Annotated in this window: 13 protein-coding genes and 1 pseudogene; 2 read left to right on the forward strand and 12 right to left on the reverse strand. The window is 36.4% G+C overall.

Annotated features, from left to right (window positions below; all coding sequences use genetic code 11):
* Window positions 1–5: 5 nt before the first annotated feature.
* From rlmN to CA730_RS12845, 3 genes are all read right to left on the reverse strand, one after another.
* Window positions 6–1,076 (reverse strand): 23S rRNA (adenine(2503)-C(2))-methyltransferase RlmN, encoded by a 1,071-nt coding sequence (gene rlmN / locus CA730_RS12835; RefSeq protein WP_096667785.1) that lies wholly within the window; start codon window positions 1,074–1,076, stop codon window positions 6–8.
* Window positions 1,077–1,330: 254 nt separating this feature from the next.
* A complete protein-coding gene (locus CA730_RS12840) occupies window positions 1,331–2,188 on the reverse strand; it encodes a metallophosphoesterase (RefSeq protein ID WP_096667787.1) in 858 nt (285 codons plus the stop codon).
* Between the two features lie 262 nt (window positions 2,189–2,450).
* Entirely contained in the window at window positions 2,451–3,119 is a 669-nt protein-coding gene (locus CA730_RS12845; protein WP_096671505.1) for a helix-turn-helix transcriptional regulator, read from the reverse strand.
* A gap of 103 nt (window positions 3,120–3,222) precedes the next feature.
* Between CA730_RS12845 and CA730_RS12850 the strand changes: the two genes are divergently transcribed.
* Entirely contained in the window at window positions 3,223–3,867 is a 645-nt protein-coding gene (locus CA730_RS12850; protein ID WP_096667789.1) for a DUF3386 domain-containing protein, read from the forward strand.
* Window positions 3,868–4,071: 204 nt separating this feature from the next.
* Here the strand turns inward: CA730_RS12850 and CA730_RS12855 are convergent, their stop codons facing one another.
* From CA730_RS12855 to CA730_RS12900, 9 genes and pseudogenes are all read right to left on the reverse strand, one after another.
* Window positions 4,072–4,713 carry a hypothetical protein gene (locus tag CA730_RS12855; protein ID WP_096667791.1) on the reverse strand — a complete coding sequence of 214 codons (642 nt, stop codon included), beginning with the start codon at window positions 4,711–4,713 and terminating at the stop codon, window positions 4,072–4,074.
* A complete protein-coding gene (locus CA730_RS12860; RefSeq protein ID WP_096667793.1) occupies window positions 4,713–5,786 on the reverse strand; it encodes an AAA family ATPase in 1,074 nt (357 codons plus the stop codon). Before CA730_RS12860 ends, CA730_RS12855 begins: the two co-directional genes overlap by 1 nt.
* A gap of 313 nt (window positions 5,787–6,099) precedes the next feature.
* Window positions 6,100–6,255, reverse strand: a complete 156-nt coding sequence (locus tag CA730_RS12865) for a hypothetical protein (protein WP_197705442.1) — start codon at window positions 6,253–6,255, stop codon at window positions 6,100–6,102.
* A gap of 47 nt (window positions 6,256–6,302) precedes the next feature.
* On the reverse strand, window positions 6,303–7,652 hold the full coding sequence (locus CA730_RS12870; RefSeq protein WP_096667795.1) for a TldD/PmbA family protein: 1,350 nt from the start codon (window positions 7,650–7,652) through the stop codon (window positions 6,303–6,305).
* 3 nt (window positions 7,653–7,655) lie between these two features.
* A complete protein-coding gene (locus CA730_RS12875) occupies window positions 7,656–8,336 on the reverse strand; it encodes a Uma2 family endonuclease (protein WP_096667797.1) in 681 nt (226 codons plus the stop codon).
* Window positions 8,337–8,574: 238 nt separating this feature from the next.
* On the reverse strand, window positions 8,575–9,276 hold the full coding sequence (locus tag CA730_RS12880) for a Uma2 family endonuclease (protein WP_096667799.1): 702 nt from the start codon (window positions 9,274–9,276) through the stop codon (window positions 8,575–8,577).
* An 880-nt stretch (window positions 9,277–10,156) separates the two neighbouring features.
* Window positions 10,157–11,770 carry a serine/threonine protein kinase gene (locus CA730_RS12890; protein ID WP_096667803.1) on the reverse strand — a complete coding sequence of 538 codons (1,614 nt, stop codon included), beginning with the start codon at window positions 11,768–11,770 and terminating at the stop codon, window positions 10,157–10,159.
* 110 nt (window positions 11,771–11,880) lie between these two features.
* Window positions 11,881–12,093 (reverse strand): annotated as a pseudogene (locus CA730_RS12895) (Uma2 family endonuclease); the annotation flags it as partial.
* A gap of 154 nt (window positions 12,094–12,247) precedes the next feature.
* Window positions 12,248–13,684: a TldD/PmbA family protein gene (locus CA730_RS12900; protein ID WP_096667805.1), complete on the reverse strand. Its 1,437-nt coding sequence runs from the start codon at window positions 13,682–13,684 to the stop codon at window positions 12,248–12,250.
* Window positions 13,685–13,782: 98 nt separating this feature from the next.
* Between CA730_RS12900 and mnmE the strand changes: the two genes are divergently transcribed.
* The gene (gene mnmE / locus CA730_RS12905; protein ID WP_096667807.1) at window positions 13,783–15,177 is read left to right on the forward strand and encodes a tRNA uridine-5-carboxymethylaminomethyl(34) synthesis GTPase MnmE; all 1,395 of its coding nucleotides are present in this window, start codon (window positions 13,783–13,785) and stop codon (window positions 15,175–15,177) included.
* The last annotated feature ends 170 nt before the right edge of the window (window positions 15,178–15,347 follow it).

Consider the following 15,347-nt stretch of genomic DNA (forward strand, 5'->3'; position numbering starts at 1 on the left):
ACAAATTACCTTTTTGTTGTTCTTAATTGTCCACAAGCAGCATCGGCTTCTAAACCGCGAGAATAACGGACACTGACGGCGGTATTTTGTTGTTGAAGAACGTTGACAAAGGCTTCGATTCGGTCGCGGGTTGGTCTTTTGTAATCTACTTCTTCTATGGGATTGTAGGGGATTAAGTTAACGTGACTTTGAAATCCTCGCAGACGTTTTGATAGTTCTAAGGCGTGTTCGGGTAAGTCGTTGACTCCAGCGAGAAGTATGTATTCAAAGGTAACTCTGCGTCCAGTTATTTCTACGTATTCTCGACATTCTGCGAGTAAGTCTTCTATGGGGTAGGGTTTAGCGCTGGGAATGAGTTGTTCCCGTAATGCTTGGTTGGGTGCGTGGAGGCTGACAGCGAGGGTAATTTGCAGTTGGTGTTGGGCGACTTGCAAAATGCGATCGCGGATGCCTACAGTAGATAGTGTAAGCGATCGCGCACCAATTCCGATATCTTGATTAATGGATTTAATTGCTAAAATCACATTTTCCGTATTCAACAATGGTTCACCCATGCCCATGAATACGACGTTACTCACCCGTTCTTGAAAATCTTCTTGGACAGTCAACACTTGATCAACGATTTCCGCACGGGTAAGATTACGTTTATAACCACCTTTCCCAGTTGCACAAAAATCACAAGCCATTGGACAGCCAACTTGAGTAGAAACGCAGACTGTTAACCGTTTATCGCTGGGAATACCCACTGTTTCCACAATTTCCCCGTCAGCTAATTTGAGGAGATATTTGACTGTACCATCGGGGGCAACAGAGCGGTAATGTAGAGAAGAACGACCTATGGGAATATCTGCAACTTCCAAACGCCAATTTTTCGGAAATACAGAAATATTAGCGAGCGATCGCACACCCTTATTATAGATCCAATCATGCAATTGCTTACCCCGATAACCCGGTTGTCCCTGCTGCTGTACCCAAGCAGTTAACTCCGTCACGGAAGCACCAAGGAGAGGGGGAAGAAGTTCAGATTTAGTGGAGTTAGGTGAATCTAGCTGAGATCCAAGCGGCGTAGCAGACATAAGAAATTACAAGTTGATGCTAATTTCCTATTCTACTATATTGTTTTTGTTTCGCGCAAAGGGGCAAAGGCGCAAAGGAAGAAATAGATTAAGGAATTTCGGTTCTTCGGTACTTACTATGCTAAATAATTTTGTCAACCCCTAAAATCCTTATACCGTAAGGATTTTACGTTAATTCATCGGTGAATTTGATATAAATTTGGCATCAAAAACAATGAAACCCTTTATTTATATGGGTTATGGGGTAAATAAACTCATATTTGGCATAACAGGTACGGAAGAACCGGAATTTCTAAGGTAATAATAGTAACCTCTGGTGGACAAAATAACCGTCCGGGGAAATAAGTTCCTAAGCCTCGATTTACATATAATTGATTATTTCCCACTATATGTAAACCCTCTGACCATTGCCAGTGGCGTAATATAGAATGGGTTTTCCGTAAAAATGGTAATTTACGGAGAAGTTTTTTCGGGATTTTTTTAACTATTTTTGCATAGTAAATCATAGCGGGTCCCATTCCAGGAATTACTATTTGTCCACCATGACTATGACCAGATAATTGTAAATCTACTCGCCATTTTTTGAGGATTTCGGCTGTATCTGGGTGATGAGATAAGACAATCCGAGGTGTAGTCGAATCCAGTTGATTCATAATTGCTTCTGGATTAAATTCTCGTGAATAAAAATCCGCTAATCCCACTAAAGGTAATTTTTCTCCCAAGGGGTAAGCAATTTGATTCCAAAGTACATTAATGCCCACGTTTGTTAAAGCATTTGTAATTTCTAATTTTGAACTGGGATAACAAATATCATGATTACCAAGGATAGCATAGACACCATAGCGACTTTCTAGGTTTTTTAGTCGTGATGCTAGTTGGTGAATTGGTTTAGCGATTGTGTTAACGTAGTCGCCAGTTAAAATAACTAAATCTGGTTTTGCGGCATTACTAACAGCAATTGCTTCTGTCAACATTTTTTCTGATAATAGACCATTATCATAGTGAAAATCTGACATTTGTACCAGCTTTAATCCTGCTAATGATAGAGGTAAGTTGGGGATTTTTACTGTCAATTTTTCTGTGGATAAAGCTCCAGTTAATAGTTTGTGCATAATATATGAATAAAATTATGTTGATAAATAAATACAAAATTCCGTAGGTTGGGTTGACGCAAGGAAACCCAACATTTTATAACCTTTGTTGGGTTGCGCTGTTGCTTAACCCAACCTACAATTATCAAAATATAATCGGATTTCTTTTAAGGTTAACAAAAGATATTGATATTAACTGTATCCAAAGAGTAATATATTTGAATAGTCAGATCCCCGACCTCTTAAAGAAATCAGGGATCTATGATCTATCATTCTTTTATAGCTATGAGGAAACTAATCTATCTTGTAGTTTGGCTACCATTTCCGCACGAGTAGAAACGTCTAATTTACGGAACATCCTTTTTAAAGCTTGCTTGACAGAATTTTGAGTAATCCATAATTTAACGGCAATTTCCCCATTAGTTAAACCTTGGGCTACTAATTTGGCAATTTCTAATTCCCGCGCTGTCAAGGGACAATTACCAGCAGATGCAAAGGTTTTTGGTTGTGCTTGAAGTGTCGCCATTTTCGCCGACAAATGTAAACAAACTGCACTTAAATCAGCTAAATCATTACTATCAAAAGGCTGACTTCCGGGGTCACGAGCAAAGTTTAAAGTCCCTACTAATTGACCATTACAAACTATGGGACCAGTCATCACGTGTTCATGACGAGTGCAATAGTTTTTCCAGTCTTCTGGGGACAAAATTAATTGCTCATGGGTGGGGGCGTGACGTTCGACAACATAACGCCCAATGGGGTTAGCTTCTAAGCAGACAGCGGGAATTTCAGGAACTTCAATTTGAGTATCTAATTGGTCATCTAGGAGATCAATACCCCAATGTTGTACTGCAAAATGGTCGCCAATGGTATCCATCAGAGCTAGTTTTAATTCTTGCTCATTTTGGACATTAGCGATCGCTTGGAAAATGGCGTGGAGAGTTTTAGCCATAAGTGTACCCATTTGGGGTCTATGCGAACCTCGATAATTACCTCTATGCTAATACCAGCAACGATAAAAAGCTATTTTAACTTGTAACCAGAGGACAAGCACGATGACAGTTACCCAAATCTCAGCCCAAGAACTTTTTCAGGCTGCCTATCAAAACCGTTATACTTGGGATGAAAATTTCCCTGGCTATACCGCAGATATTACTTATAAGTATGATGACCAAGTGATCAAAGGTCAAGTGCGGATTGATGCCAATATGAAGGCAGAAGTTCTGAATGTGGAAGACGAAGCTGCTAAAAAAGCCATTCACGGACAAGCTTGGGAAATCGCCGTTCACCGTGTCCGTCGCTCTTTTGAACAAACTCACGGCGCAAACACCTTTAGATATGGTAGCACTGACGCAAACGGTGCAGTAGAACTTTTTGTTGGTGGAAAGTCGGAAGGAGATAAGTACAAAGTGCGTAACAATGAAGTTTGCCATGTTCACCGTTTAATTCACGGTACTTTTGTGACTATTAACACTTTTAGCAGTCACGATACTGGAGAAGGATATCTTTCTCACACATACAATTCTGTTTATCATGACCCCGAAACCGGCGCTCAAAAGGGCGGTAAAAGCGATTTTACTGATGAATATGAAAAGGTAGGAAATTATTACATTCTCAACCGTCGAGAAATCCGCACGGAAATCGCAGAACGTATTTCTATTCAAGATTTCATCTTTTCTAACATTGAGTTGTTAGGTTAGGTTTTTGAATAGTCTTTGACAATCTCAGTTTTAAGTCTCTATCTTCCATGAACCCACAATGATTACATACACGGGTTCTAGTTGATAGGGACTTTTTTGTCTGAATCAGGATTTCCAGGATGAAAAATACTGTAAAATATGTGATAATTGATTATAAAAACTACTATATATGTCTTCTTTATTATATCTAAATTTTATTTTATTCTATTCTATTTCCGTAAACTTAGCCGCCTGTTGAAAATAAACATTTAACATTAAACCTATATCATGAAGAATAGCAGAATTAATATTCTTTTCTATTTCTGGTAAAAGCATTTTCTCAATAAAAATATCATAGTTAAGATGTTGTATAGATAGATATTTTTTTGCTTGATCAAACAAATGTTTCAATACCTGTCTACCCTGAAACAATCTCTTTGCTTGATTAATATCTAGTACCATAGGGTCATGAAACCAAGATTGCCACGTAATTTCTTGTAATTTATTATTGAGTATTGTTTCTAAAGCTTGAATTTTTGTTTGAGATTCTCCACACTTAATGTGTATTTGTTCTTTAAACCAAATCTCAATTTCCTCTAAAGAAAATATCTGATTTTGTGGTTTGTCTAATTTTAATCTCTCGTAATTTTGTCTAAAGCGAAATCTTAAACACTCAACTAATTCATTACATATAGAACTTTGCCAATTGGCAATAGCATTAAAGTTTCCGCTACCACCAACCTCAATCACATCATAGTTTATCTGAGGCAGAATATTTGCATAAATCAACTCTTGAATGGCTCTCTCTATAAATGACCATTCCTTTCCTTCAACAAGAATATATAAAATATTTTTAGATATTTCCATTATTTTTCTGCCAAATCACCCAAATTAATAATTTCAAAGTCATAAAACATTTTTGCTACAGTTGGGGAATGGGTTGTAAAAATATATTGATTATTTGATTCATCCTTTCGTAAAACTTGAATTAATCTTTTTTGCCAAGCAGGATGTAAATGTAGTTCAACTTCGTCAATAAGAACAATAGAATTTTTAGCGGTATCTGCTGCTAAACCAACTAAAATTCTTAAAATTTGATGTTCTCCTGAACTCATTTGTAATAAATCATATTCTACACTCTTTCTTTTGAGAATCACAGTATCAGAATCGGGACCTGACTCTAAACCTATTAATTCTGAAGGAAAACAAATTTTATTAAATAATCTTTGAACTCTTTTCCAATACGATTCACCATATTTTTCCTCGTTCCATGTTAAATCTTTACGGTAATATTGATTTAACCATAATAAAACATCGCTATGTGCATTTTGATCTTCCTGATTTTGTTTATTAAAACTCTTAAATAATCTTACAGTACGTCTTTGATCTAAATAGCAAACTCCGCCAATTCTATCAAATATTTGTGAAGTTTGACGATTTTTAGATATTGCCTGAGAAGCTCTACCTCTTGCACCCAAAACTTTAATAGAATTTCCAGGTGAAATATCATAATCACATAAATTCTTTGTATTTAGTTTTCTATTTGGATAATACCAAATAACTTTTGCTGGACTTTCTAAAGGTGGAACTGGGTTTGATAAATCAAAGTTTTGGTCTAATTCAAGTGATGAATAAACATCATTAATAGCTTCAGCTTCATCTCTTTCAAGAGAATATTCAAATGCGATTTGAGTTATATTTGTTGTCCCCCTAACTAATTGTTGTATATTGTATTCTAAACCCTCTCTTAACTCTGGATGTTTTGGATTTTCAAATACTTTAACTACAACATGAATGGCATCTAAAATTAAAGTTTTCCCAGAACCATTAGGACCAACAATTAAATTTATAGGTCTAGGACGACTAAGTAAATCTGTAAAATCTAAAGAGATATCGTTAATAGCACGAAAGTTTTTTATTTCTAAGGAGTGTAGTTTCATATAAATATTTTTAGTTTTAAACTATAGGCAATGTGAATTGTCAAATAAATTACTGGTTATTTATGTAACAAATTACCAAAATATAGCTTGATTATAGCTTGCACTCATGCAATAATCAATCTAATTCAGATCACTGTCTGAATCAGGATTTCCAGGATTTAAGGATTTACAGGATGAAAGAATAATATATTATGTGTTATCCTTGTATGGATTATCACTATACGTTAAGCCTTTCTTAAGAAGTTATCAGAAAATGAATATGCGTGATTTATTCCCTGGTTATTATCAACCCACAGAGCAAGAGTTTGATGAATTATGGAAAGAATGTATTTTTTCTTTTGATACAAAGAGAAAGCAAATCTTCCACAACTGCTAAAAGTCGATCATTTTCTTCCTCAGTTTTAATAACTCGCGGTTGAGACTGAGAAAGTAATTTTCTGTAAACTTCTGGATCAAAAGTAAGGGTCATTCCCAATTCCCTCCTTAAGATGGTTGGGAATCTAAGGTGGATAAGGTTTATAATGTATAGGTGAAATTGTTCACCAACATACCGGGAACTAAACTACCTCCTAATTGTCGGCTTCCGTAAGTTCCGACTTCGGGAATAAATTCTTGGAAGTTGGTTAAATCAATGAGATTTTCTGCACCCCAAAAACGATAGAGACTTTCATCAAAGCGCAGGTTGGCTATGGGGGCAATGATTTCGCCATTTTCTACCCAAAAGCACGCATAACGAGTCATTCCTGTAATTCTGCCAGATGGGCGATCGCTCCAGTTCAAATAATGTAAATTAGAAACATATAATCCTGTATCTAAACTGGGTAAAATCTGCTCAAAAGTCAAATTACCAAGGCTGATTTCTGGAGAACGTAAGGTTTCTGAACCATTCGCACCATTCGCAGGTTTATTATATTCCTTCGCTGTGCGAGAATTAACTAAGCTATTAATTAAAATCCCTTTTTCAATTAATGTTAATTCTGGTGCAGCTATTTCTCCCAAATTATTAAATCTAGGAACTAAACCACTTTGAAAATTTTCTTTTAACGTGAATTTTGAGGAAAGTTGTTTTTCTTGACGTGATAAAGCAGCTAAAGCACTATTACCTTGTTGAATATCGGCTTCACTAATAGCACCCCAGGAAAGCATACCCAATAAATCAGCTACCGCCGCCGGAGCAAAATAAGTTCTATATTGTCCTTTGGGTAATTCTTTAACTGGACGAGATAGCATTTCTATTTGCTGTTTCCCATCATTTATTTTCGCTAAATAAGCAGATTCATTCCATTCACTTCCGGCAAAAGTTCCTTTTACAGCTTGTCCTGATGCCATAAATAAGGAATAATCTAAATTAAAGGAATCAGTCACAAACCAGTGTTTTTTTCCGCTAGAATCACCATAACCTCTGATAACAACTCCTCCAGCATACATCCCTGTAAAATCTAAATTAGTCACTGTTTCCAGGATACTGGGAACTAATATTTCTGGAGTGAGTAATTTACCAGTATTAATTTCTCGACTGCTATTATTTTCTGATGGTAAAACTAAATAAGGATCAATTGGTAATAATGGTAATTCATCACGTAATTCTTGTAAAGCGGTGGAGGCTAATTCCCAATCTACGTCCCAATTTCCAGTCAAGGGAAACTGACGGGAACTAGTGCGTTGATTAGCCATTAAGGTCAATTGAATCGAACCATCATGAACACAACCTGTTTGTCTCACTTTGGCAGAATTAAAGCGGGTAAATTGACTGCTTTCGCTGCTAAGTCTAACGGTGAAATGTTCATGTTCTGCTTTTTTATTCAGCAGAGTTTCGATGAGTTGATTAAAAGTTTTTTCTAAAGTTGATAATTCTGCAAGTTTCATGATTTAAATTGTATCTGGATCAATATTTAATTCTCGCAATTTTGCGGCTAAACGTTCTGCTCTTTTGGTTTCCTCTTCTGCGGTTTCTTCTGGTGTAGGGACTAACTCTCCTGCTGGAGTAAAATACCTTAAAAATCCTTGATGAATTCCTAAATATAAACCTAACTGTTCACTCCATAAATGTCCCTTTTCATTTGGTTGTAAAGGTTGATATTTTCCATTTGTTAAATAAAAACCTGCAAATTCTAATGTATAAGGGTCAAACCAAAGGTAATCCGGTGTGCGGAAAGTATTTTGATAAAGTTCTTTTTTGTATTCTCTATCAGTATTAGCTGTACTGGGTGAAAGAATTTCTAAGATGAAATTAGGATATTTACCATCTTCTTCCCACACTACCCAACTTTTCCGAGTTTTGCGTTCAGTTTCCAAGACGACGAAAAAATCAGGACCTCGGAAATATTCTGATTTTTTCTGATTAGGACTATAGTAAATACTCAAATTTCCCGCAGCATAGAAATCATATCTATCTTTCCACAACCATTTGAGACATTTGATTAAGAGCATAATTTGCTCTAGGTGCAATTCTGATTCCACGGGAGGTTCATCACTATATAAATCACTAGGAGGAAATATTACATCTGGGGAGATGTTTTCTTTGCATTCTAATTCTTGAGTAATCATCATGATATGATACCAAGTAGTTATTTATTGATTATAGCATTACGTAGGTTGGGTTGAGAAAACCCAACATTATATTATTCTTTTCTTGGGTGGCGCTGTTGCTTAACCCAACCTACATGACTAAAGGGTGTTTTGTTTGTTTAATCTGTTGTATAAATTCGGTAGTATTCTGCTTAAATTATGAATCTAGACTTTTAAAACAACCTCCCAGGTTAAGCAACAGAGTAAATTAGCAACTGGATTAAATTGTATCAGGATCTATATTTAATTCCCGCAGCTTTGCTGCTAAACGTTCTGATTTTCTCGCTTCTTTTTCTGCTCTTTTAGTTTCCTGTTCTGCGGTTTCTTCAGGTGTGGGAACTAGCTCTCCTGCTGGGGTAAAATACCGTAATAGTCCTTGATAAATTCCTAAATATAAACCTAGCTGACGACTCCACAAATGTCCTTGCTGATTTTGTTCTAAAGGTTGATATTCTCCGTCTACTAAATGAAAACCTGCAAATTCTAGTGTATAAGGGTCGAACCAAAAATAATCTGGTGTGCGGAAAGTATTTCGATAAAGTTCTTTTTTATATTCTCTATCTGTATTAGCTGTAGTTGGTGAGAGAATTTCTAAAATGAAATTAGGATATTTACCATCTTCTTCCCAAACTACCCAACTTTTACGGGTTTTGCGTTCTGTTCCCAAGACCACAAAGAAATCTGGACCTCGGAAATATTCAGATTTTTTCTGATTAGGACTATAGTAAATGGTGAGATTTCCCGCAGCATAGAAATCATTTCTATCTTTCCACAACCATTCTAGACATTTGAAAAGTAGAATTATTTGTCTTAGATGTAGTTCTGTTTCCACGGTTGGTTCATCACTATATAAATCACTTGGGGGAAATATTACATCTTGGGAGATGTTTTCTTGACATTTTAATTCTTGAGTGATCATCATGATGTGATACCAAGTAGTTATTTGTTGATTATAGCATTATGTAGGTTGGGTTGAGAAAACCCAACATTATATATATTATTCTTTTCTTGGGTTGCGCTGTATATTATATCTTTTGTTGGGTTGCGCTGTTGCTTAACCCAACCTACATGACTGGTTGGATGATAATTTGATATTTCTCATGGAAGGGAATGTATATCTTTAGCAAGGTTAATTTAATTTGGTTATGTTTGTCAATATATTTTGTCTGAATCAGGATGTCCAGGATTAAAGGATTTACAGGATTTTTGTTTAGATTTGGATTTTGATGAGTTGAATGATTAAATATTTTTGTCTGAATCAGGATGTCCAGGATTAAAGGATTTACAGGATTTTTGTATGGATTTGGATTTTGATGAGTTGAATAATTAAATAATTTTGTCTGAATCAGGATGTCCAGGATTAAAGGATTTACAGGATTTTTGTATGGATTTGGATTTTGATGAGTTGAATAATTAAATAATTTTGTCTGAATCAGGATGTCCAGGATTAAAGGATTTACAGGATTTTTGTATGGATTTGGATTTTGATGAGTTGAATAATTAAATAATTGTGTGTTTCTCAAAGATAGTTCATTCAGAAAGCAATTGAATTCCATATATCCTGGGATACGCCACGCTATCAGGCTTTGTTATCATCATTGACAGAATTGGTAGATTAATAGAATTTGGTGATCATTAAAAATATTTAATCTCTTCATCCTGTAAATCCTTAAATCCTGGGTATCCTGATTCAGACATTATCCTGTAAATCTTTAAATCCTGGATATCCTGATTCAGACATCTTCATTATATCTTTTGTTGGGTTGCGCTGTCGCTTAACCCAACCTACATGACTGACATTTTCACGGCTTAATTAAAGATTCCTCTGACTGACGATATTTAGCAATTAATTTACGTCTTTTTAAGGGTAGATAAAGCAGCATGAAAAGTGTGGTTAAACCTGTTCCAGTCAGTGCTAACAAAATAAATGAGTTAAAACCTATTATTATTCCCGTTCCCACACTAATCCCCAATCCTAATATAAATAGTGTCAGTTTAGTTGTAAATGAATTTTTAACCAGTAGTGTCAGTCTAGCTATAAATGAATCTTTAAGCAAGCATATAGCCACATACAAACTTACAACAACCCAAATAGGCATCATTAGTGTAAATTGCAAAACAAATTGCAAAACTAGTAGTAATAACTTAATAGCAATAGCAATGGAAACATAAGTAATAAAGGTACTTATAGCCATCGCTACCAGCGCAGCTATTGAGAATAGTTTAATTAAACGCCAATAAGGCAATTTTATCTTCTCAATGGGTAAAGCCGCCGTTTGTACCTTCACCGTCAAATTATCACTAGCTGGATAAGCATTACTATGAAGAATTAATTGACGTTTATACTGCTTATCTGCCATTAATTTACTCGTATCTACCTCAACCTGACAACGAATATTATTCCTGCTAAACTGAGCAGGTTTAACTGAAATCCAAGCATGATTATCTGGTGTATGTGGTGGGTCTTGAGGATGGGGTGCAACTTCCCATTTACCTTCTAATAAAGTATCTGGTATAGAATTTTCTATAGTAATATCCCTTCTTAATTTTTCCCCCAGCCTATTCGCTTTAAACTCTAAAACCGTCTCACTAAAATTAACCCTTGGTACACGAATAACATCAAGGGGTTTGAGTGATTCTAAAGCTAATTCTGCATTAGTAAATCGGTCTTTTTGTTTCGGTTGTACCATCTTTTCTAACCAACCGATAAACCGCAAACTTACCTGGGGTAAAAGATGACGGAAATTAATGACATAAGGATCATCTGCATCTTGTAATTGATCTATTTTTGTTGACTTAACTCCTGTTAATAAACAGATTAAAGTTACACCCAAAGCATACAAATCTGTAGCATTTGTCGGTTTAAACATTTGCTCTGGCGGAATGAAACCAGGAGTTCCTTTAAATACACTACTTCCAGCCACATCATGACTACCAATACGAGCAAAACCAAAGTCAATTAAATAGACATTGATTTGTTCATCTACTAAAATGTTTTCTGGTTTGATATCTCGATGAATTACCGACGGCATCCGATTTTGTAAATATACCAGAATTTCTAAAATCTTAACTGCAATTTGTTTAATTTCTGCTGGTGAAAAGCTGCGAGGTTCTGCTAAAGTAGAAGCATGAATATACTCTTGAACTAAACAAAAACCATCGGCGGTTTCAAAGGAATGCAAGTAACTGGGAATACCAGGATGATTTAATCCTTTAAGTACCTGTATTTCTCGTGCGTGGGCTTCTGAACCAGACCAACTTGAACCCGCTTGAGCAAAACAAAACTGTTTGATTACTTCTGGTTGGTTTGTGTTAAGATTTGTTGCTAACCAAGTAATTCTACCACCTTCGCGGTTGCGTCCTAATTCTCTAATAACCTCATAGCCTTGTGCTTGAAAATCTGGGTAGATGCTCATACTTCTCAGAGGTAACAAGTATATTAGTATATTTTAATTTTACCATAATCTGAATTTAGACGTTTAAAACAACCTGTTAGATTAAGCAACAGAGTAACCTAGCAACGGGATTAAATTCTATCAGGATCTATATTTAGTTCCCGCAATTTTGCTGCTAAACGTTCTGATTTTCTCGCTTCTTTTTCTGCGGTTTCTTCAGGTGTGGGAACTAACTCTCCTGCTGGGGTAAAATACCTTAACAGTCCTTGGTGAATTCCTAAATATAAACCTAACTGTTCACTCCATAAATGTCCTTTTTCATTGGGTTCTAAAGGTTGATATTTATATTGATATGGCATCAAGTAGTTACTTGTTGATTGTAGCATTAATTCAAGATTAATAATATAATAATGTATTAATCTTTAATCTTTTTGTTGGGTTGCGCTGTCGCTTAACCCAACCTACTTTAACTCACCACAACCTAAATCAGAAAATTCATTAACCACCACCAAAAACTTCGACGTTTGCAAATGCACAAACCGGTGAACCATGTCCTACAGAAATGGCTTGATTTGGTTCTCCTTTACCGCAGAAAGGTGTGCCGTAAATTTGCCAATTAGTGTTATTTCCAACTTGAATTAAACTATGCCAAAATTCTGGTGTGGTGGCACGATAGTTAGGATTACGCAGGGTTTTAGTCAGTTTACCGTTTTCAATTAATTTGGCATATTCACAACCAAATTGAAATTTATAACGTTGATCATCTATTGACCAAGAACGGTTAGATTCCATGTAAATTCCATGTTCTATTCCTGAGATGATTTCTTCAAAGCTGGCGTTTCCTGGTTCTAAATTCAAGTTAGCCATTCTGTCTATGGGGGGACGATTCCAAGAACAAGCTCGCGCACAAGCAACACCGGGTAAATCTGCTCTAGCTTGACTTTCTAAACTGCCTAAACCCCGTTGTAAAATGCCTTTTTTAATTACATATTCTTTGCTGGCTACTGCACCAGTATCATCAAAACCATAACTGGCAAATTCACCTGCTACTGTAGGATCAAAGGTGATATTCATGAGCGGTGAACCATATTCTAATTTACCAAAATCATCTTTGTTAACAAAGCTACCGCCGGCATAGTTGCGTTCGTCTCCTAAAATGCGGTCAATTTCTAAAGGATGTCCGATACTTTCATGAATTTGTAGCATCATTTGGTCTGGTGCTAAAACTAGGTTAGTCTGGGTATTTGGACATTCTTCTGCTGTTAATAATTCTAATGTTTGTTCACCAACTTTTTGAACTTGATGCCATAAGTTATCGTGTTTAAACAGTTCCCAACCTCCTTGATAAGAGTTGGCGTGAGCGCCGTTGTTGCTACGTTGTTGGACAATTGCACCGTCTTGAGCGATCGCCCCAAAATGATGACTAAGAGATAAAATATTTTGATATACTTCTGAACCGTTGCTACTGACAAACCAAGTTTCTTTTTGATCTGTGCCGACTGTAGCTGTGGTTTGCACGATTTTATCGCTAATTTTGAGTTGCTGACAAATCTGAATGAGTAAATCGTTGATTTCTCCGGGAGTAATAGCATTAAATGGTTCTAAACATGGTGATTTATATTCACCAATGACTTGAGGACGGGTATTTTCACTAATTGGATATATCCACCATTTACTAGCTGCAATTGCTTGTTTATAGGCGATTTCCGCAGCATTTTGTAAACTAGAAATATGTAAGGAGTTGGTAGCGGCATAACCTAAACAACCATTAACCATGACTTCGATCATTGCTCCCATATTCAATGATTTACCGTTGCTTTTGGGTAAACCATCACGGACAGAATGATCTGTAGAAGTTGTTTTTACGGCTCTAATTCCTACCCAATCTGCGGGGATATTTAAATCAGAAATCGCTTTTTTTAATTCAATCAACATAATTTTTAATTTTTGATGCCACTTTGCGATACTATGGGATTGTAGTGGTTTAATATTACACTTTATCGCCTGTTTTTGAATTTGTAGAAAAACTGTTCATGTCGGAATTATTAGCTAACACTGGAACTATTGCGGCGATCGCTACTGCTGTTGTCCCTCAACAGGGTAGTGTGGGTATTGTCCGGGTTTCCGGTGATCTGGCAATGGCGATCGCTCACAATCTATTTTACGCCCCAGGGCGACAAGTTTGGTCAAGTCATCAGATTCTTTATGGTTATATTCGTCAACCCCAAACTAAGCAAATTATTGATGAGGCTTTATTATTAATAATGAAAGCCCCCCGTTCTTTCACCCGTGAAGATGTGGTAGAATTCCATTGTCATGGGGGAATTATGGCGGTACAACAAGTATTACAACTATGCTTGGAAAATGGCGCAAGATTAGCTCAACCAGGAGAATTTACATTAAGAGCGTTTTTAAATGGTAGATTAGACTTAACCCAAGCGGAAAGTATCGCCGATTTAGTGGGAGCAAAATCACCTCAAGCTGCTCAAACGGCTTTGGCTGGGTTACAAGGTAAATTAGCCCAACCTATCCGCAAATTACGGGCTAATTGTTTAGATATTTTGGCAGAAATTGAAGCCAGAATTGATTTTGAGGAGGATTTACCACCTTTAGATCACCAAAGAATTATTGCAGATATTGAGCAAGTGACAGCGGAAATTAACAAATTATTAGCCACAAAAGACAAAGGTGAATTGCTGCGAACGGGTTTAAAAGTGGCGATAGTGGGGCGACCAAATGTGGGAAAATCGAGTTTATTAAATGCTTGGAGTCAGAGCGATCGCGCCATTGTCACCGACTTACCAGGAACAACCCGCGATGTGGTAGAATCACAGTTGGTTGTGGGGGGAATTCCTGTCCAAGTGTTAGATACAGCCGGGATTCGGGAAACATTAGATCAAGTCGAAAAAATCGGTGTAGAGCGATCGCATCGTGCCGCTAATGACGCTGATTTGGTATTATTTACCATAGATGCAGCCGCAGGTTGGACACCAGCAGATCAAGAAATCTATGAACAAGTAAAACACCGTCCAGTAATTTTAGTCATTAATAAAATTGATTTGATTTCAACAGCAGAACAAGAAACTTTACAATCCAAAATCCAAAATCCAAAATCCAAAATCGTCACAGCCGCAGCCATAAATCAAGGAATTGATAATTTAGAAACAGCGATTTTAGAAATAGTTCGACAGGGAAAAGTTCAAGCCGCTGATCTAGATTTAGCAATTAATCAACGACAAGCAGCAGCTTTAACAAAAGCCAAAATTGATTTAGCACAAGTGCAAATAACAATCACCGATAAATTACCCTTAGATTTTTGGACAATTGATTTAAGAGGAGCAATTCAAGCATTAGGAGAAATCACCGGAGAAGAAGTTACAGAATCAGTTTTAGATCGGATTTTTAGTAGATTCTGTATTGGTAAATAGGATAATTGGCGTTGCTGATTAAGGGTATAAATTTTAGTCTCACGCAAAGGCGCAAAGACGCACTGAGGTTTGAGTTTTAAAGGTTCAATTTGGGAATTTCATACCTCAATTCAGCAACCCCGGATAATTTATTGTTAGCAGTTCCCGAATCAAATCTCAAAATGGCAGTA

This window comes from Dolichospermum compactum NIES-806 (assembly GCF_002368115.1).
Lineage (GTDB): Bacteria > Cyanobacteriota > Cyanobacteriia > Cyanobacteriales > Nostocaceae > Dolichospermum > Dolichospermum compactum.

Bases quoted from the DNA above. Each gene is read 5' to 3' on its own strand.
- rlmN (WP_096667785.1), bottom strand. From the start codon at position 1,076: ATGTCTGCTACGCCGCTTGGATCTCAGCTAGATTCACCTAACTCCACT.
- CA730_RS12840 (WP_096667787.1), bottom strand. From the start codon at position 2,188: ATGCACAAACTATTAACTGGAGCTTTATCCACAGAAAAATTGACAGTA.
- CA730_RS12845 (WP_096671505.1), bottom strand. From the start codon at position 3,119: ATGGCTAAAACTCTCCACGCCATTTTCCAAGCGATCGCTAATGTCCAA.
- CA730_RS12850 (WP_096667789.1), top strand. From the start codon at position 3,223: ATGACAGTTACCCAAATCTCAGCCCAAGAACTTTTTCAGGCTGCCTAT.
- CA730_RS12855 (WP_096667791.1), bottom strand. From the start codon at position 4,713: ATGGAAATATCTAAAAATATTTTATATATTCTTGTTGAAGGAAAGGAA.
- CA730_RS12860 (WP_096667793.1), bottom strand. From the start codon at position 5,786: ATGAAACTACACTCCTTAGAAATAAAAAACTTTCGTGCTATTAACGAT.
- CA730_RS12865 (WP_197705442.1), bottom strand. From the start codon at position 6,255: ATGACCCTTACTTTTGATCCAGAAGTTTACAGAAAATTACTTTCTCAG.
- CA730_RS12870 (WP_096667795.1), bottom strand. From the start codon at position 7,652: ATGAAACTTGCAGAATTATCAACTTTAGAAAAAACTTTTAATCAACTC.
- CA730_RS12875 (WP_096667797.1), bottom strand. From the start codon at position 8,336: ATGATGATTACTCAAGAATTAGAATGCAAAGAAAACATCTCCCCAGAT.
- CA730_RS12880 (WP_096667799.1), bottom strand. From the start codon at position 9,276: ATGATGATCACTCAAGAATTAAAATGTCAAGAAAACATCTCCCAAGAT.
- CA730_RS12890 (WP_096667803.1), bottom strand. From the start codon at position 11,770: ATGAGCATCTACCCAGATTTTCAAGCACAAGGCTATGAGGTTATTAGA.
- CA730_RS12900 (WP_096667805.1), bottom strand. From the start codon at position 13,684: ATGTTGATTGAATTAAAAAAAGCGATTTCTGATTTAAATATCCCCGCA.
- mnmE (WP_096667807.1), top strand. From the start codon at position 13,783: ATGTCGGAATTATTAGCTAACACTGGAACTATTGCGGCGATCGCTACT.